Origin of the sequence: Luteimicrobium xylanilyticum (assembly GCF_009429125.1) — a bacterium.
GTDB classification, from domain to species: Bacteria; Actinomycetota; Actinomycetes; order Actinomycetales; family Cellulomonadaceae; genus Luteimicrobium; species Luteimicrobium xylanilyticum.
Map to the genome: position 1 here is coordinate 2,286,975 of NZ_CP045529.1, position 17,573 is coordinate 2,304,547.

A 17,573-nucleotide genomic window follows, 5' to 3' on the forward strand; every position below is an offset into this window, starting at 1 on the left:
ACACGGACCGGCCGCCGGTCCCGTGCCGTGAACAGCCCGTCACCGCCCCCACGCGGTGTCGAGGATCTGACGCAGGATGGCGCGCTTCCGACGGTCGCCGGTGTAGGTCTCGAGCCGAGCCACGGCCAGACGGTACACCTCGTCGTCCGCCCGCCTGCCGATCACCCAGACGACCACGATCGTGCCGTCATCCTGGACGTCGTAGACGATCCGGTAGTCGCGGTTGCCGACGACCAGCTTCCGTAGGCCGGTCAGGTTCCCGGTGCGACGAGAGCCCAGCGGCGCACCTCGCTGCGCCGGCTCGGACCGCAGCTTCAGCAGCCCCTTCAGGACGATCTTCTGTGCCGCGCCGTCGAGGTCCTCCAGGTCGTCCCGTGCTTCTGGCAGGAGGACGACCTTCGCTTCGCTCACGCGTCGTCGTCCGTGTCGTCGGACTCCTCGCTCGCGAGCTCGTCGAGGTCGATGCCGAGGCCGGCAGCCGTCTCTTCCAACGTGTACGTGCGCCCGCTCGTCGTCTCGGCCCGCACCAGCGCGAGCGCCAGGAGCCTCACGTTCTCCTCGCGCTCCTCGACGGCGTCGATCGACTCGAGCACGGAGATCGGCGCCACGACGCCTGCGGGACGGTTGTTCTTCATCACGACGATCGTGCGTCCGGCCTCGACCTCGTCCGTCACCGCACCGAAGTTGCGTCCGACCCAGCTCGCGGACCGGAGATCACGCGTGTCCACCTTCATGCGCATCATCTTACGCAGGATTCTGCGCAGGAGCGCCAGGCTCGCCCAACCCGTCCCACACCGGCCCGTACCCGAGCCTGGCCTGCTCCCAGGCGACGACGTCGCGCGCGAGCCCGGCCTCGGTCACGTCCACGGCGCTCACGGCGGCGGCCGCCACGCTCGACCGACGCACGTAGTCGTCGAACACCCGCTGCTTCCCGGCGAGCAGCTCCACGATCCGCTCGTCGACTCCGTCCTCGGCGAGCAGCCGGTGCGCCTGCACGGTCCGCACCTGCCCCATCCGGTGCAGCCGCGCCACCGCCTGTGCCTCCGCGGCCGGGGTGAGCTGCGGCTCGCACAGCACGACGACGCTGGCCGCCTGCAGGTTGAGCCCCGTCCCGCCCACGGCGACCTGCGCCACGAGGACGGCACCGGCGTCGTCGGCGGTGAACGCGTCCACCAACCCCATCCGCTCGGCGACGGGCACGTCCCCCGTGAGCGGCCCGTGCACACTCGCCCCCGGCGCCGCGAGCGCCGCCGCCACCGTGTCCAGCACGTCCCGGAAGTACGAGAACACGACCGTGCTCCGCCCCTCTTCGCGCGCCTCCTCGACGATCGCCACCAGCCGGTCGAGCTTCGCGCACGCGTGCGCATCGCCGCCGGCACCCGCGGCCCACGCCGCCTGCCGCATCGCCATGAGGTTCCCGGACGCCACGGCCTCCCGGTAGGCACGCTCGTCGGCCTCGGTGAGGTCGACCCAGTCGTCGGTGGCGATGACGTCGGGCAGCTCGACGAGCACGTCGACCTGGTTGCGCCGCAGGTACACGGGCGCGACGACCTGCCGGAACGCGTCGGGCCCGAGCAGCCCGAGGTGCCGCGGGAACTGCGTGCCCAGGTCGGGCTGCAGCACCTTCACGAGCGCGAGGAAGTCCTCGAGCCGGTTGTCCATGGGCGTCCCGGTGAGGAACAGGACCCGCCACACGAGCCGCGCCCACGTGGCGACGGCCTTCGCCCGTCGGGTGCGCGGGTTCTTGACGTAGTGCGCCTCGTCGACGACGACGAGCCCCACCTCCCCCACCGACCCGTCCGTGGGCACGTGGGTCAGCGTCTCGAACGTCGTCAGCCCGACGCCGCCACCCGCCGCCCACGCCTTGATCGCCTCCTCACGACCGTCCCCGTGCAGCCGGTGGGCGGTCAGCGTCGTGCGGGCCTCGACCTCGCGCGCCCAGTTCGCGAGCAGGCTCGCCGGGCACACTACGAGGAACCGCGTCTGGCCGGCCGCGACCAGGTCTGACATGACCGCGAGCGCCTGGATGGTCTTGCCGAGGCCCATCTCGTCGCCGATGAGGCAGCGGCCCTGGTTGAGGGCGAACCTCGCGCCGAACTCCTGGTACCCGCGGAGCGCGACGCGCATGGCGCCGAGGTCGAGGGGCCGGTCGTTCACACGGTCGACGAGGTCCTGGGGCAGGAGCCCCCGCGCGGCGAGCGCCGTCTGCGCCTGGGGCACGATCCCGACGAGCGCCGTGTAGTACTCGGCGGACCGCTTCTCGTAGTCGGCGGCGAGCTCGAAGACGCCAGGGTCGGGTTGAGCGACGGCGGCGGTGAGGTCGTCGAGGATCTGCGGCAGTCGGCCGGCCACCCCGGATTCATCCCACTGCTGCAGGGAGGCGAGGGCGCCCGCGGTGGCCTTGCGCGTCGTCGGGCGGGCGAACCAGAGCCGGGCGGCGTGCCGTGCCCGACGCGCGGCGGGCAGCGCCGCCGCCACGGTCGACGCGTAGTCGGTGAGCAGGGTCCGGTGGGGCTCGACGAGCGGCCCCAGCCGCATGATCCGGTGCAGGAGGGCGAGAAGCCGGTCGGCGCCGTCGGGGGTGGGCAGGCCGGCCCGGTCGAGGCCGATGCGCAGCGGGTGCAGCGCGAGGGCGGCGTCGCTGAGCTGCCCGACGGCGGCCACGACACCCCGGGCGGTCGCCTCGCCGACCCCGGGGATGGCGTCGAGGGTGGCGGGCCGGACGTCGAGGAGGTCGGCGGCGGTGAGGTAGCCGGCCGCCTGGACGGCGGCGAGCCGCAGGTTGCGGTCGGTCATCTCGCCGAGGCGGTCGGTGTCGACGCGGGCGAGCTCCTCGCGGGCGCGACGGCGTTCGTCGTCGCGCACCCAGGCCGCGACAGCGACAACGGCGCCGTCGAGATGGTCGAGGATCCCCTGCGCGGTCGCAGCGAGGCGCGCGTGCCGGTCGATCAGGTCGCGTGCCTCGCGCCCGGGTTCGACGGGCGCACCCGGACCGCTCGTCATGGGTGGGACGTCGGTCGGCACGGGCCCAGGCTAGCGACCGCTGGTCGACCCGCCGTCACACGTACACCGAGCACTCGGCATCCTGACGGGTTTGGACGCTGGTCGAAAGGATGACAACCACACGACGAAGCGCTCGGTTCCGCAGCTCGTCGACCCGCAGACCACTACGCTCCTGGACAGAGTGCCGCACCGACCTCGCGCGGTACCGTGCGGCGGTGTCGCAGGCGGTCACGACGGGTTACGACGCCGGCAAGAGAACCGTCTCGGTCACTACCAGCGACGGCTACACGATGATCTTCAAGTCGGTTCCGACGGATGACGTCCCCGCGCTCCAGCACTTCCTCGAGTTCGCCCGCGCCAACCCACCGGCCGAGCCCCTCGCCTCGGCCGCCGTTCCCGATGGCGGGTCCGCCTTGCTCAGCAAGGAGACACTCAAGCTCGAGGCCAAGCGCCGCTCAGACTTGCACCGTGCGGAGACCGTCGCGGCCCGGGAGGAGAAGACGGAACGGCGAGTTGCCGCGACCACGGCACGCGCGGCGGAACAAGATGCACGTCGCGCAGCCGACGAGCAGGCGAAATCGCTGGAGCGCGAGGAGCGGAGGGCTGCTGCATCCCGTCGTCGGGCCGAAGCTGAAGCCGAGGCGACACGCGTGCGCACTCAGAAGGAGATTGAGAATGGAGAGCGGCTTGCCACCCGGGAGTCCGCCCATGCGGCGCGCGCACAGGAGAGGGCAAAGCGAGAGGCTGAGCGCGCAGTCCAACTCAACGCCAGGGAGGCTGCCCGCGAAGCCCAGGAGCGCGCGAACGCAAAGGAGAAGGCCGCGAAGCAGGCAGCCTCGGCCGAGATGCGCGCCGCCAAGCAGGCACGCCAGGCCGAGAAGCGGGCAGATCTCGAGACACGCCGAGCGGCGTCGCAGGCTGCCTTTGAGGAAGCGCGCCAAGAGGCGGGCGCTCGCGTGGCCTCAGGCTCGGTTGGCTCTAAAAGCGTCGAGATCTACACGAACGGGTACGTCCGGGTGAGCAACTTCATCACCAAGGGCACGCCGTACCGCCGGCTGCTCGGGATCGAGTCGTCAGCGGACGTGACGAAGAAGTCGGGTCTGGGTCGCGCCGTCGGGGCCCTTGCCAGCGGCGGCCTGAACCTGATGTCGTCGAACATCCGGGGTGACGTCTACCTGACGATCGTGACGCCCAACAAGACCCACCAGATCCACGTCGAGTCCCCCAGCCCATCGACCATGAAAGCGGTCAACGCTCTCGTTGGCGCAGGCAAGGTGGTGCTGGGCTCCATCGCACGATCCGCAGCCACACCGCCAGCTACACCGGAGCCCAGCTGCCCGAGCGCACCAGGGGTCGCCGCGCGTACGGCCTCGGAGCGACTGCGGGAGCTTGCGGCGCTCCACGAGCAAGGTCTGGTCACCGAGTCCGAGTTGGCGGCCAAGCGAGCCGCCATCCTCGATGGCCTCTAGCTGTGATGTCCAGGGATCGACTCAGGGCGGCTCGTCGGTTGCCCGCCGCACTCGGGGCGGACGGCTGAACGTGTCACCCGTGAGGAAGCGAGTTCCGCACCCCTTCCGGCCAGGGTGACCCGGGACCGGTCAAGGGGCGGTCACTTCCTTGCGCAAGGTGGACGTTTCCCTAAGGTGGTCGGGATGAAACCCTCCTGGATCGCTCTGATTCTGATCGTCGTGCTGATCGTGGCGCTCGTCGTCCGGCACCGCCCCCGTCGCCCGGAGACGAAGGCGAGCCGGCCTGTCCCGTACCAGCCGGCGGTCCAGCCCGGGACCCTTCCCGACGACGTCCGCGCCGAGATCGACCGGCTGGTCGCCGAGGGCCAGAAGATCCAGGCGATCAAGGTGCTCCGGACCGCCGTCCCGGGTCTGAGCCTCAAGGATGGCAAGGATCTCGTCGACGGTTGGGCCGGCCACCACGGATCCGCCCTCTCGACCGTCGGCGCGAACCCGAGCCCGACCGCCGACCCTACGGAGCTCGGCTTCACGCCGGAGGCCCTGGCCGACGTCGATCGGTACCTCGCGGAGGGCAAGCCGATCCAGGCGATCAAGGTCGCTCGGGAGCAGACGGGCTGGGGGTTGCGCGAGGCCAAGGAGTGGGTCGACGTGCGAGCCGCGAGCCGCTGACCCGCGGCAACGGCCACGGACAACGCCTCAGGACGTGAGCGCCTGCGTCCCGCTGACCCGGAGCAGCTCGAGCCGCGACGCGTCCGACGACCCGGGCACCGCCGTGTACATGACGATCCGCAGGTCGGTGCCGGGCACGGTCAGGACGTCGCAGTCGACGACGATCGGGCCCACGGGCGTCGACGTCGCGGTCTTGGTGCTCGAGCGGTGCCGCGCGACGTGCGCCTGGCCCCAGAGGCGCCCGAACTCGGGCGACTCGGCGCGCAGGCGCGCGACGAGGTGCGCAAGGTGGGCGTCGTCGGGGTAGCGCCCGACGGCGTCGCGCAGGTCGGCGGCGAGGTCCGCGGAGAACTCGGCGGCGTGCGCGTCGTCGAAGTCGATCGCCCCGGGCGCGTGGGTGAAGTGGCGCCACGCGATGTTGCGGTCCAGGCCGCTCTTCGTGGAGGGGTCGCCGGTGAGCGCGGCCCACAGGTCGTTCCACCACAGCAGGTCCCACGCCGCGGAGAACACGGCCAGCGGGACGTCGCCGAGCCGGTCGAGCATCCGCTGGACGCCGCGCCCGACGTGCTCCGGCACGAGCCCGCGCGACGGCGGCGCCAGCCCGGCCACGAGGTAGAAGTGGTCGCGCTCGCCGTCGGTCAGGCGCAGCGCGCGGGCCAGCGCGGCGAGCAGCTGCGGCGACGGGTTGCGCGCACGCCCCTGCTCGAGTCGGACGAGGTACTCCACGCTCACACCCGCCAGCCCTGCCAGCTCCTCGCGCCGCAGTCCCGGCGCGCGCCTGCCCCGACCGGGCGGCAGTCCGACCTCTTGGGGCGTGAGCCGGTCCCGCCACGCCCGCAGCACCTCGGAGAACTCCTGCACCCCACCAGCATGACCCGGATCGCGCCGGGGCGGGTGGTACCAGCAGGGCATACCTTCGCCGTGCCGCCACGACTCAGGGTGGAGCCATGACCACGACACTGATCACCGGGGCGAGCCGCAGCCTCGGACTCGAGACCACCCGCCGGCTGATCGACGCCGGCCACACCGTCTACGCCGGGATGCGCGACCCCTCCACCGGGGACGCGGCCCGTGCGCTCGGGGCGCACGTCCTCCAGCTCGACGTCACGGACACCGCCTCGGTCGAGTCCGCCGTCGCCCAGCTGCCCGCGCTCGACGTGCTCGTCAACAACGCCGGCATCCTCGGCACCGCCCGCGACGTCGACGCCCTCGACGCGGACGCCATGACCGCCGTGCTCGACACGAACGTCGTCGGCATCGTCCGCGTCACCCAGGCCGCGCTCCCGCTGCTGCGCCGCTCGTCGAACCCGGTCGTCGTGAACGTGGCGTCCGGCGTCGGGTGGCCGCGCTTCCTCAGCACCGAGGGCACCGACGAGTTCCCGATCCTTGCCGTTCCCTACGCCGCGTCCAAGGCAGCCGTCATCACCCTCACGGTCCAGTACGCGAAGAACCTGCCCACCATCCGGGTCAACGCGTCCGACCCCGGCTACACCGCCACCGACTTCAACCGGCACACCGGGCACCAGACCGTCACCGAGGGCACCGACGCGACCGTCGCACTGGCCACCCTCGGCCCCGACGGGCCTACCGGCGAGTTCCACAACCGGGCCGGGCGGATCGAGTTCTGACGGACTCAGGCCTTCCCGCCGACCTCACGGTGCCAGTAGGTGGCGTCCTCGCGGCCGGCGACGCGGCCCCGCGCGCTCACCCGCACCCCATAGCTCCCTGGTAGGACGGAGTCGAGGTCACTCTCGTCCTCCCCTGCCCAGGTAGACCAGCGTACGCGTGCGCCGTCGGGCACGACGGCCGACACCTCGACGACGTCCTCCCAGCCTGGCTCGGGGTCTCCCGGCGCCGCGTCGTGCACGACGATCTGCACGGACGGAGCGGAGCGGCCGGAACCGACCCCGTGGGTACCGCCCGCTACGGTGCCTGCGTGCCCGACGTCCTCGAAACGATCCGCCGCGACGCCCGCGCCACGATGGACGCCCACGGCCTGACGGGCTGGAAGCTCGTCTTCGACTCGGCCGTCCGCCGAGCCGGCGTCACGCGCTTCGACCGCAAGGTCATCAGCCTGTCGGGGCCTCTCATGCGGAAGTACGCGGAGGCGGGCGCCCACGACCAGGTTCATGACACGGTCCTCCACGAGATCGCCCACGCGCTCGCGGGGGGCCCCGGCACGGCCACGACGCGACCTGGCGGGCCATCGCCCGCAGGATCGGCGCGTCCGGACTGCGCACGGTCGCACCGGACGCCCCCACGATCGAGACCGACTGGATCGGGACCTGCCCGGCCGGCCACACGCTCAGACGCCACCGCAGGCCTGCCGGCATCCGGTCCTGCGCCCGGTGCACCCGGGTGTTCGACGACCGGTTCCTGCTCACCTGGACCTACCGGGGCATGCGGCTCGCCGCCGTCGGGACGCGCGTGCGGGTCACGGCACCGGGCCGCTGGAACGGCGCCGTCGGGACCGTGCGGCGCGTCGCCCACACCCGATACCACCTATCCGTTCCCGGCGCGGGCCGCACGCTGACCGTGCGTTTCGAGCAGACCGAACCGGTCTGACGGCGGGGACGGTAGCCTCCTCCCCGGGGGGGCGGATCCTCCTGCGCGCGTCGCCCCGCGACGCCCTTCACCACCGTGCCAGCCGGAGAGGACCACGTGCTTACCATCGCCAAGGCCGGAGTATCCCTGCTCACCGCCGCATGTCTCGCCGTCGGGTTCACCGCGTGCTCGTCCGACGACGACGGCGGCGCCTCCCACTCGGCCTCCGCGAACGCGCAGCACGAGGCGCTCGAGAAGTACGCCGACAAGGAGCGCACCGCGCTCGCCGCGCACGACGAGTTCAAGGACACCTACTCCTCCATCAAGGTCGCGGTGGCCGATCCGGGGACCGTCGAGTTCACCTACACCTACGCGCAGCAGCTCGACGCGGCGAAGGTGGCGAGCTACCTCGACGGCAAGGTGGCGACCTTCCAGTCCACCTTCGACGACGACGTCGCCCCCGCCATGGAGGCGACCGGCGTGAAGACGGGCCGCAAGATGGTCTACACGTACCTGAACGCGGACGGCACCCAGATCTGGACGCACTCGTTCGAGTAGCCTCCGGGCCCGGTGCCGCTGCGACCGCCGGAATATCCGACGACCGCGCGGCAGTTCCCCGGACGTGACCAAGAAGATCGGCTTCCTCTCGTTCGGCCACTGGACGCCGCACCCCACGTCGGCGACCCAGACGGCGTCGGACGCCCTCCTGCAGAGCATCGACCTCGCGGTCGCGGCCGAGGAGCTCGGCGCCGACGGCGCCTACTTCCGCGTGCACCACTTCGCGCGCCAGCTCGGCTCGCCGTTCCCGCTGCTCGCCGCGGTGGGCGCCAGGACGAGCCGGATCGAGATCGGCACGGGCGTGATCGACATGCGGTACGCGAACCCGCTGGCCTTCGCGGAGGACGCGGGCGCCGCTGACCTCATCGCGGGCGGCCGGCTCCAGCTCGGCATCTCGCGCGGGTCACCCGAGCAGGTCGTCGACGGCTGGCGGTACTTCGGCTTCGAGCCCGACGACGGCGAGAGCCAGGCCGACATGGCGCGTCGCCACACGCTCGTCGCGCTCCAGGCGATCGAGGGCGAGCAGTTCGCGCAGCCGAACCCGCGGCCGATGTTCCCCAACCCCCCGGGCCTCCTGCGGATCGAGCCGTACTCGGAGGGCCTGCGTGAGCGGATCTGGTGGGGTGCCGGCTCCGACGCGACGGCGCGCTGGGCGGCGAGCGAAGGCATGAACCTCATGTCGTCGACGCTCAAGGACGACGAGTCCGGCGAGCCGTTCCACGTCCAGCAGCGCAAGCAGATCGAGGCGTTCCGCGAGGAGTGGGCCACCCACGACCACGGCTTCGAGCCGCGCGTCTCGGTCTCCCGGTCGATCTTCGCGATCATGAACGACCTCGACCGCCGCTACTTCCTGGGCACGCGCGACGCCGAGGACCAGTTCGGGTTCATCGACAGCACTCGCTCGGTGTTCGGCCGCTCCTACGCCGACGAGCCCGAATCGCTGATCGAGGACCTGCGCCGCGACGAAGCGATCGCCGCCGCCGACACCCTCCTGCTCACCGTGCCCAACCAGCTCGGCGTCGAGTACAACGCACACGTCATCGAGTCGATCCTGACGCACGTCGCCCCGGCGCTCGGCTGGCGCTGAGCCGACGCCCGACTGGCGTCGGTCGGGCGTCGGCCGGGCCCCGGTCGTCGGCCATCTCAGTGCCGCGCCACGTACAGCTCGGGCTCGGGCAGCCCGTGCTCCGACCGGACACGACGCGAGATCCCCTCGACCGCGACGAGCGCGTCGACCACCAGGTCGGCGGTCACGGGGAACGGCATGGTGTGGATCGTCTCGTCCGGGACGGTCGCGGCCTCGGCGACGGCCCGCAGCTCGGCCGTGTCGTCGGGGCTCAGCCCCACCTCGGTGAGCGTGTTCGGCAACCCGACCCTGGTGGTGAACACGATGAAGTCCTCGAGCTCCTCGCTGGGCGCACCCTCGAGGACGAGCTGCGTCGTCGAACCGAGGTTGACCTTCTGACCGTGCGTCAGCCCGTGCGTCTGCGGGGCGGCGGTCAGGCCGTTGTGGATGGCGTGCGCCGCGGCGAGGCCCCCGGACTCGAACCCGAGCCCCGACAGCAGGGTGTTCGCCTCGACCACGGCCTCGAGCGCGGGCGTGACGACTCCGGCGCGCACGGCGTCGAGGGCCTCGAGCGCGTTGCCCCACAGCAGCTCCCAGGACAGCCGCGCCAGTGCCGTGCCGGTGTGCGTCGGACGCCCGCCGGCCATGGTCGACCCCTGGCCGCGCTGGGTCGCGCGCGCCTCGAGCCAGGTGGCGAGCGCGTCACCGATGCCCGCGACGAGGAACCTGGCCGGCGCGGACGCGACCACCTGGGTGTCGATGAGGACGAGGTCCGGGTTGTGCGGGAAGAAGCGGTACTCGACGAACTCGCCCTCCTCGGTGTAGATCACGGCGAGCGCCGACGTCGGGGCGTCCGACGACGCGGCGGTGGGGACGCTGGCCCAGCGGATCTTGGCGAGGTGCCCGGCGGACTTCGCGGCGTCGATCGCCGACCCGCCGCCGATCCCGACGATCACGTCGTGCCCGCCCGAGCCGATGACCTCGACGAGGTGGTCGACGGCCGCGGCGGTCGCGAAGGTGCCGAAGCTCTCGCGCGCGACCGGCAGGTCGGCCTGACCGAGCGCCTCGGTGACGCCGTCACCGACGATGCCCCACACGACGTCGTCAGCGACCAGCAGCGGCTTCGACCCGATCCGTGCCAGGTGATGACCCAGCTGGCCCATCACTCCCTTGCCCTGGACGTACCGACTCGGACTGATCAGGACCGTCTCGGTCATGAGAATCACGCTCCTCGTGCTTGATGTCTTCTTTCCATGATCCAGCGAAGCGTTGAAGCTCGCCGTGGGGAAGGCCACTCGGGACGCGTCTGTCGCGTCACACGTGGACGGTCAGGTGGCCGGGGCGCCCCTCGCGTCTGGACGCCCCGTCTCAAGGCCGGTCGCGCGCCGTCGGTCCAGCCAGGAGTACGCGCGCTGAGCACGGCGACGAGCAGGATCCACGCGGGACGCGGCCGCGTCCAGAAGTGCTGACGCGTTCGTGCGACGAACACGGTCAGGTGTCCGGACACCGACAGCTTGAGGAAGATCATGGTCTGGAGCGTCAGCAGGCCGTGGTCGGTGTCGAGACCGAGGAGCGTCACGGCCAGGAGCATCAGGCCCAGCGTCGCGCGCGCCACTCGCTGGGCGTAACCCCGAACTGCGCACGGAAGGCCCGTGAGAAGTGGGCGTGGTCGGCGAAGCCGCACCGCAGGGCGACCGCCGCGATCGTCCACCCGACGCACCGCGGGTCCTGGAGGAGTCGGGCGGCCCGCTCGAGGCGTCGCGTGCGAACGGCGTCACCGAGGTCGATCCCGCGGCGCGCGAGGATCGCGTACACGTAGCGCTCGGAGATGGAGAACGCCGCGGCGACGGACCGGGCCGACAGGTCGGGGTCGTCGAGGTGGCCACGCACGTGCTCCTCGACGCGTGTCCCGAGGGATGCGGCGGAGGCCGCACGGCCGGGCCGTTCATCGGCGACCGACCTCGTGAGCAGGAGCCGGACGAGATCGAGGGTCGGCTGCTCGAGGCGGACCCGTTCGCCAGGGGGAGCCGTCGGAGCATTCCGGGCGGTCGCGCCCAGGAACGCGGACACGACGGCGGCCACCGGCCCCTCCGGCCGGATCGCCCGGCCGAGCTGGGCCCGGACGAGCGGCAGCGGCAGTCCCAGGTCGTGGAGCGGGATCTGGAAGGTGTGCCGGAGCGCGGCGTCCGTGAACCGCAGCCGGTACGGCTCGGTCGTCAGGTACAACCCGATCTCTCCCGGCCGGACCACGGTCTCGGCATCGTCGCGGACCACCGCGGTCGTCCCCTGCTCCACCAGGCTGACCATGAGGCTCGGCGGGGTGTCGTCGCGCGCGAGCCGTTCGCTGCGGACGACGTCGCCGCCCCCCGCGCGTGTGGACAGCAGGTGCACGCAGCCGAGGTCGGCCACCCGCGAACGGACCAGGAGGTCCGCGCCGCGGCGCGGCTCGAGCACCAACGGAACCGGTGACGCCAACATGTGCTCGCGCAGGAACTCCACGCGGTCGGTCACCGGAAAGTCCTCGATCTCGAGCACGACGGCCATCGGCACTCCCATGCCTCGGAGCGCGGGCGCGCCTGGTTCGGTGCGGGGCGCGCACAACGCAGTGCGGAGCAGATCAAGACGACGGAGCACGATCATGCCCACGATGGGCTGACCCGTGCACCTCCAAGCGCCCAGGAGTCCTGATGGCCGGCACGACTTCACCCACCCTCACCGACGCGGAACGCGCCGACATCGACCGTGCCAACGCGTCGGGCCTTCGCCCCGTCGTCTTCGTGCATGGGCTGTGGCTGCTCTCGAGCAGCTGGGACCGCTGGCGCCCCGTGTTCGACGAGGCCGGGTTCACGACGGTCGCCCCCGCGTGGCCCGACGACCCCGCGTCCGTCGAGGACGCGCGCGCCAACCCCGACGCCTTCGCGTCGAAGATGGTCCAGGAGGTCACCGACCACTACCTCGAGGCGATCGGCGAGCTGCGCGTGAAGCCGGCCATCGTCGGGCACTCGTTCGGCGGGCTCATCGCGCAGAAGCTCGCGGGCGCGGGGGCGTCCGTGGCGACGGTCGCGATCGACCCGGCGCCGTTCAAGGGGGTGCTGTCGGTGCCGTTCTCGTCGCTCAAGTCGTCGGCGCCTGTGGTGTCACACCTGAGCAGCCTCAAGCACGGGGTCACGTTGTCGTACGACGACTTCAAGTACGGCTGGGCCAACGCGCTCGACGACGACGAGGCGCACGCCCTCTACGACGAGTTCCACGTCGCAGCCGCGGGCAACCCGATCTTCCAGGTCGTGAGCGCCAACCTCAACCCGTTCTCCGAGACGAAGGTCGACACGAAGAACCCGGACCGCGGCCCGCTGCTGCTGATCGCGGGCGAGGTCGACCACACCGTGCCCGTGAAGCCGACCGAGCAGTCCTACAAGATCCAGTCGAAGAACCCGGGCGTCACGGAGATCGTGGTCCTGCCGGACCGCGGCCACTCGCTCACCATCGACCACGGCTGGCCCGAGGTCGCCCGGACCGCGCTCGACTTCATCGCCCGCACGACGGCGGACGCCACCACCACCGACTGACCTTCACCACCCCGAGATACAGGAGCGAGCCCATGCCGTACGTCACCACGTCCGACGGGACCGAGATCTACTACACCGACAGCGGCTCCGGCCGGCCGATCGTCCTCAGCCACGGCTGGCCGCTCAGCTCCGACGCGTGGCAGGTCGAGATCAAGCGCTTCGCCGACGCCGGATACCGGGTCGTCGCCCACGACCGCCGCGGGCACGGGCTCTCTTCCAAGACGTACGCCGGCAACGACATGACGACGTACGCGCGGGACCTGGCGGCCGTCGTCGAGCACCTCGACCTGCACGACGTCGTCCTCGTCGGCCACTCGACCGGTGGCGGAGAGGTGGTGCGCTACGCCGCGCAGTTCGCGGACGGCCGCGTCGCCAAGGTCGTCACCGCCGGGGCAGTCCCGCCGATCATGGTGAAGTCCGAGAGCAACCCGGAGGGCACGCCTATCGAGGCGTTCGACGACATCCGTGCCAGCGTGCTCAAGGACCGCTCGCAGTTCTGGAAGGACCTGGCGGTCCCGTTCTACGGCTTCAACCGTGACGGCGCCGAGGTCTCGCAGGGCGCGATCGACGACTTCTGGCGGCAGGGCATGCTCGTGAACCTGGCTGCCGCGTACGACTGCGTCAAGGCCTTCTCGGAGACCGACCAGAACGCCGACCTCGCGGCCATCGACGTGCCGATCCTCATCGCCCAGGGCGAGGACGACCAGATCGTGCCGATCGCCGACGCCGCGCTGAAGGCCATCGAGATCGTCAGCCACGGGACGTTGAAGACCTACCCCGGAGCGCCGCACGGCATCTTCGGGGACTACCAGGACGCGCTCGACGCCGACATCCTCGCGTTCGTCGCGGACTAGCGCCCGCCCGACGGCGCAGCGTGGGGCGGCCGGTCAGCCGACCGTCAGGACGATCTTCCCGTGCCCGGCGCCGGACTCCACTGCGCGCTGGGCGTCCGCGACGTCGTCGAGTGGGAACGTCCGCACCTCGGGCAGCCGGAGCTGCCCGGCCTCGACGAGGTCACCGATCTGACCCAGCACGTACAGCGCACGGCCCTCATCGCCCCGCGAGAACCTGACGCCGTGCTCGCGAGCGCCGAAGAAGTCGGCGATCGTCACGACGTGGTCGGCACCGCCCGCGAGCCCGATCAGGTCGGGCAGGACGCCGCTGCCGGCGACATCGAGGGCGCGGTCGACGCCGTCCGGCGCGAGGACGCGCACCCGCCCGGCCATGCCCTCGCCGTACGAGACGGGCTCGGCACCGAACGAGTGCAGGAGGTCGTGGTTGCGGGCGCTGGCGGTCCCGATGACCCGGGCGCCGCGTGCGACCGCGAGCTGGACGGCGGCGCTCCCCACGTTCCCGGACGCCCCGTTGACGAGCAGCGCCGTGCCGTCCGTGACGCCGAGCTGGTCGAGCGCACGTGCCGCCGTCTCGACGGCCGCGGGAAGCGCTGCGACGTCGACGAAGTCCAGCGACGCCGGCACCGGCGCGTAGTGCGACAGGACCGCGAGCTCGGCCTGCGCCGCGCCGTCCGTGCAGAACCCGAAGACCCGGTCGCCGCCGCGCACGTCCGTGACGCCGTCGCCGAGCTCGTCGACGACGCCCGCCGCCTCGTACCCGAGCGTCTGCGGCAGGTCGGGATCCATGAGACCCTGCCGCTTCTTCCAGTCGCTCGCGTTGACGCCCGCCGCGCGCACCGCGATCCGCACCTCGCCCGGCCCCGGGTGCGGGTCGGGCAGGTCGACGAGCTCCAGGACCTCTGGACCACCGAACCGGTCGAAACGCACAGCCTTCATCGCTCGCTCCCCGCGTGGACGTCGTGCCGCCCGCCAGTCTGCCCTCCGCGCAGTCGAGAGCCACAGCAGCTCGAGGTCCCGATCGCCCGCACCCACCCGTCGGACCACGTGCGGGACGCGTTGCGCGACCTCGCGCGGGCACGCGCACGGCAAGGTCGTGCTCCGCTCGTAGAACGAGCGATCAGCTCTCGGCGCGGGCCTCGTCCGGGTCGGCGGTCTCCCCGTTCGACGCGCGCAGCGCACGCGCCTGCTCGACGTCCTTCGCGTGCTTGGCGGCCTGCTTGTCGCTGGCCTTGGTGTCGCGCAGCGGGAGCTGGATATCCTCCTCGGCGGCGACGCCGGCCTGGAGCTCGCGGCCGCGCTCGAGCTCGGCGTCGACCTCGGCCCCGAGGATCAGCACCATGTTGAGGATGTAGATCCACAGCAGCAGGATGAACAAGCCCGCGAGCGTCCCGTAGGTGGCGTTGTAGTTCGCGGCGTGACCGACGTAGAACCCGAACAGCAGGGTGGCGACGGCCGCGATGACCAGCGCGACGAGCGCGCCCGGGCTGATCCAGCGGAACTTCGTCTGCTTGACGTTGGGCGTCGCCCAGTACAGGAGCGCGACGAGCAGCACGGCCAGGATCACGATCACGGGCCACTTCACGACGTTCCACACGGTGACGGCGGTGCTCGACAGGCCCACGAGGTCCCCGACCTGCCGGGCGATCGACCCCGACAGCACCATCGCCGCGATGATCGCGACGACGATCACGAACACGACCGCGGTCACGAGCAGCAGCCACGGGCGCAGCTTCCACACCGGCCGACCCTCCGGGACGCCGTAGACGCGGTTCATGGCCCGCCCGAACGCCCCCACGAACCCGGACGCCGACCACAGCGCCAGCACCAGCCCGATGACGAGCGCCCAGCCGGACCCCGTGCTGCCCGCGATGGGGCGGATGAACGACTCCACCTGGTCGAGGGTCTGCGGCGGTGCGAAGTCCCGGATCGAGTCGAGCGTGTCGTTGATCGCCTTCTCCGGGTCGCCGACGAACCCGAGCAGCGACACGAGCGCGACGGTCGCGGGGGCCGCGGCGAGCACGGCGTAGAAGGTCAGGGCCGCGGCGAGGTCCTGCCCGCCGTCGGACTGGAACTCGCGGATGCTGCGTTTCGCGACGTACCCCCAGGAGGGCTTCGTCAGCTCGGTCGGGGACGACGGTTCCTCGGTGCGCTGCTGGTCAGCCATGCCTCCAGTCTCGGTCGAGGCGTCCCGGTACGCGCGCTCGGAGGTCTCCGATCCCCCACCCATCCACCGAGCCTGCGGCTCCGAACCCATCGTGCAAGGCCGCACAGCGCGGCGTTCGGCACGACAGCCCGGGGCACGCAGCGACGCTCGGTCCCGGGCCGAACCGAAGGGAACGCACATGAACACCCGCAAGCGAGCTCTCCTCACCGTCCCCGCCCTGGCCGTCGGGGCGCTGTTCGCCCTCGCCGGTCCCGCCTCCGCGGCGGAGAACGGGTCCGGGCAGGCCGACCTGCGGCCGGTCGCCTCCAACGGGGTGGACGGCTCCGGCACGGCGATGGTGTCGATCAAGGACGACGTCCTCACCGTCACGTACAAGGCGACCGGCCTCCTCGCCGGCAGCCCCCACGCCGCGCACATCCACTACGCCGCCGACGCGCGGCACACCTGCCCGACGATCAAGGACGACGCGAACGGCGACGGGCACGTCAACACCACCGAGGGCGGCCCGGCGTACGGCGGGATCCAGGTCTCGCTCACCACGACCGGCGACACGTCAGCCAAGTCGGCGCTCGCCGTCGACCGCTACGACACCGCCAAGGGCGGCAAGATCGACTACCAGCGCGGGTCGATCAAGGTCTCGGACACGGTCGCCAAGGACATCCTGTCGGGCGGCGCGGCGATCGTCGTGCACGGCGTCGACTACAACAACGACGGCAAGTACGACGGCAAGACGAAGTCCGACCTGGACAAGTCGCTGCCCACCGAGGCCACCGACCCGGCACTGTGCGGGATCATCAACGCCTCCCAGATGTCGATGATGCCGTCCGGCGGCGCGCAGACCGGCAACGGTTCGACGACCGGTGTCGAGCACGCCTCCCTGTTCGCCGTCGGCGGTCTCGCGATGCTCGCGGGCGGCGGTGCCCTGGTCGCGTCCCGGACGTCGCGCCGCCGCGCCACGGCCACCCAGGACTGATGGCCACCGGCGGCGCACGACGTCGTCGGGCCTGGTCCGTCACCGCGGTCGCCCTGCTCGCAGGCGGGGCCACCGCGGTGGCGGTCGGGTTCGCGACGCAGACGCCCTCACCACCCAGCCCGCCGGTCCAGGCGGCGTCAGCGGCGGTCCTGTCGTCGGCGACACCGGCTCCCGCCTCCCCGTCCGCGGCGGCGCTGCCCGCACCGACGACCCGGCCGACGCACCCCGCGAAACCGGTGGCGCTGCCGACCGAGGTGACCATCCCGTCGGTCGGGATCGCTTCCACCCTCCGGCACGTCGGTCTCGCGAAGGACGGCACGATCGCGGTCGCCTCCCCCGGCAAGAACTACGACCAGGCCGGCTGGTACACGGGCTCGCCGCGCCCCGGGCAGGTCGGCCCGGCCGTGATCGAGGGGCACGTCGACTCCGTCCACGGACCGTCCGTGTTCTACCGCCTGGGCGCCGTGAAGAAGGGCGCGGCGGTGCACGTGAAGCGCTCCGACGGGACGACCGTGACGTTCGTCGTCGACCGCGTCGCCTCCTACCCCAAGGATGACTTCCCGGTCGAGACCGTCTACCGCAACACCGCCGGCCCCGAGCTGCGGCTTATCACCTGCGGCGGGGCGTTCGACCGCCGGATCGGCCACTACGTCGACAACACGGTCGTGTTCGCGCACGAGCGTTGACACACTGGGAGACGTCAAAGA

General features: G+C 71.8%; 19 protein-coding genes. 10 read left to right on the forward strand and 9 right to left on the reverse strand.

Translation table 11 applies throughout. The features are described 5' to 3' along the window. Positions 1-39: 39 nt before the first annotated feature. The 3 genes from KDY119_RS10145 to KDY119_RS10155 are packed head-to-tail and all read right to left on the reverse strand — an operon-like array spanning position 40 to position 3,024. On the reverse strand, positions 40-411 hold the full coding sequence (locus KDY119_RS10145; protein WP_036949908.1) for a type II toxin-antitoxin system RelE family toxin: 372 nt from the start codon (positions 409-411) through the stop codon (positions 40-42). Further along, a complete protein-coding gene (locus KDY119_RS10150) occupies positions 408-734 on the reverse strand; it encodes a type II toxin-antitoxin system Phd/YefM family antitoxin (protein ID WP_194174163.1) in 327 nt (108 codons plus the stop codon). The genes KDY119_RS10145 and KDY119_RS10150 overlap by 4 nt, the downstream gene beginning before the upstream one ends. A gap of 10 nt (positions 735-744) precedes the next feature. Further along, positions 745-3,024, reverse strand: a complete 2,280-nt coding sequence (locus KDY119_RS10155; protein ID WP_148284130.1) for a DEAD/DEAH box helicase — start codon at positions 3,022-3,024, stop codon at positions 745-747. Positions 3,025-3,218: 194 nt separating this feature from the next. Here KDY119_RS10155 and KDY119_RS10160 point away from each other — a divergent pair, with 194 nt between their 5' ends. Then, positions 3,219-4,472, forward strand: a complete 1,254-nt coding sequence (locus KDY119_RS10160; RefSeq protein ID WP_036949904.1) for a hypothetical protein — start codon at positions 3,219-3,221, stop codon at positions 4,470-4,472. A 183-nt stretch (positions 4,473-4,655) separates the two neighbouring features. Further along, positions 4,656-5,141, forward strand: coding sequence for a hypothetical protein (locus KDY119_RS18865; RefSeq protein ID WP_194174165.1), 486 nt, complete (start codon positions 4,656-4,658; stop codon positions 5,139-5,141). A gap of 27 nt (positions 5,142-5,168) precedes the next feature. Here the strand turns inward: KDY119_RS18865 and KDY119_RS10170 are convergent, their stop codons facing one another. Continuing rightward, a complete protein-coding gene (locus KDY119_RS10170; RefSeq protein ID WP_036949899.1) occupies positions 5,169-6,002 on the reverse strand; it encodes a helix-turn-helix domain-containing protein in 834 nt (277 codons plus the stop codon). Positions 6,003-6,088: 86 nt separating this feature from the next. Between KDY119_RS10170 and KDY119_RS10175 the strand changes: the two genes are divergently transcribed. Then, positions 6,089-6,769, forward strand: coding sequence for an SDR family NAD(P)-dependent oxidoreductase (locus KDY119_RS10175; RefSeq protein WP_036949896.1), 681 nt, complete (start codon positions 6,089-6,091; stop codon positions 6,767-6,769). A 5-nt stretch (positions 6,770-6,774) separates the two neighbouring features. Here the strand turns inward: KDY119_RS10175 and KDY119_RS10180 are convergent, their stop codons facing one another. Beyond that, positions 6,775-7,020: a hypothetical protein gene (locus KDY119_RS10180; RefSeq protein WP_051136507.1), complete on the reverse strand. Its 246-nt coding sequence runs from the start codon at positions 7,018-7,020 to the stop codon at positions 6,775-6,777. 479 nt (positions 7,021-7,499) lie between these two features. Here KDY119_RS10180 and KDY119_RS19100 point away from each other — a divergent pair, with 479 nt between their 5' ends. The 3 genes from KDY119_RS19100 (at position 7,500) to KDY119_RS10195 (ending at position 9,330) form a co-directional block, all read left to right on the forward strand. Further along, on the forward strand, positions 7,500-7,706 hold the full coding sequence (locus KDY119_RS19100; protein WP_148284129.1) for a hypothetical protein: 207 nt from the start codon (positions 7,500-7,502) through the stop codon (positions 7,704-7,706). 96 nt (positions 7,707-7,802) lie between these two features. Then, positions 7,803-8,243 carry a hypothetical protein gene (locus KDY119_RS10190; protein ID WP_036949893.1) on the forward strand — a complete coding sequence of 147 codons (441 nt, stop codon included), beginning with the start codon at positions 7,803-7,805 and terminating at the stop codon, positions 8,241-8,243. A gap of 64 nt (positions 8,244-8,307) precedes the next feature. Further along, positions 8,308-9,330 carry an LLM class flavin-dependent oxidoreductase gene (locus tag KDY119_RS10195; protein WP_036949890.1) on the forward strand — a complete coding sequence of 341 codons (1,023 nt, stop codon included), beginning with the start codon at positions 8,308-8,310 and terminating at the stop codon, positions 9,328-9,330. Positions 9,331-9,386: 56 nt separating this feature from the next. On the opposite strand, the gene KDY119_RS10200 is transcribed toward KDY119_RS10195, so the two are convergent. After that, positions 9,387-10,526, reverse strand: coding sequence for a glycerol dehydrogenase (locus tag KDY119_RS10200; protein ID WP_036949888.1), 1,140 nt, complete (start codon positions 10,524-10,526; stop codon positions 9,387-9,389). 373 nt (positions 10,527-10,899) lie between these two features. Beyond that, entirely contained in the window at positions 10,900-11,853 is a 954-nt protein-coding gene (locus KDY119_RS10205; protein WP_194174167.1) for an AraC family transcriptional regulator, read from the reverse strand. A 143-nt stretch (positions 11,854-11,996) separates the two neighbouring features. Between KDY119_RS10205 and KDY119_RS10210 the strand changes: the two genes are divergently transcribed. Then, positions 11,997-12,875: an alpha/beta hydrolase gene (locus tag KDY119_RS10210; protein WP_036949886.1), complete on the forward strand. Its 879-nt coding sequence runs from the start codon at positions 11,997-11,999 to the stop codon at positions 12,873-12,875. 32 nt (positions 12,876-12,907) lie between these two features. Next, the gene (locus tag KDY119_RS10215) at positions 12,908-13,729 is read left to right on the forward strand and encodes an alpha/beta fold hydrolase (RefSeq protein ID WP_036949884.1); all 822 of its coding nucleotides are present in this window, start codon (positions 12,908-12,910) and stop codon (positions 13,727-13,729) included. Positions 13,730-13,762: 33 nt separating this feature from the next. Here the strand turns inward: KDY119_RS10215 and KDY119_RS10220 are convergent, their stop codons facing one another. Together KDY119_RS10220 and KDY119_RS10225 are read right to left on the reverse strand one after the other, a co-directional pair. Further along, the gene (locus KDY119_RS10220) at positions 13,763-14,665 is read right to left on the reverse strand and encodes an NADP-dependent oxidoreductase (RefSeq protein ID WP_036949882.1); all 903 of its coding nucleotides are present in this window, start codon (positions 14,663-14,665) and stop codon (positions 13,763-13,765) included. A 181-nt stretch (positions 14,666-14,846) separates the two neighbouring features. Then, positions 14,847-15,893, reverse strand: a complete 1,047-nt coding sequence (locus tag KDY119_RS10225) for a YihY/virulence factor BrkB family protein (protein WP_036949881.1) — start codon at positions 15,891-15,893, stop codon at positions 14,847-14,849. A gap of 178 nt (positions 15,894-16,071) precedes the next feature. Between KDY119_RS10225 and KDY119_RS10230 the strand changes: the two genes are divergently transcribed. Both KDY119_RS10230 and KDY119_RS10235 read left to right on the forward strand, forming a co-directional pair. Continuing rightward, positions 16,072-16,866: a CHRD domain-containing protein gene (locus KDY119_RS10230; RefSeq protein ID WP_051136504.1), complete on the forward strand. Its 795-nt coding sequence runs from the start codon at positions 16,072-16,074 to the stop codon at positions 16,864-16,866. Beyond that, positions 16,866-17,552 carry a class F sortase gene (locus tag KDY119_RS10235; protein ID WP_051136503.1) on the forward strand — a complete coding sequence of 229 codons (687 nt, stop codon included), beginning with the start codon at positions 16,866-16,868 and terminating at the stop codon, positions 17,550-17,552. The genes KDY119_RS10230 and KDY119_RS10235 overlap by 1 nt, the downstream gene beginning before the upstream one ends. The last annotated feature ends 21 nt before the right edge of the window (positions 17,553-17,573 follow it).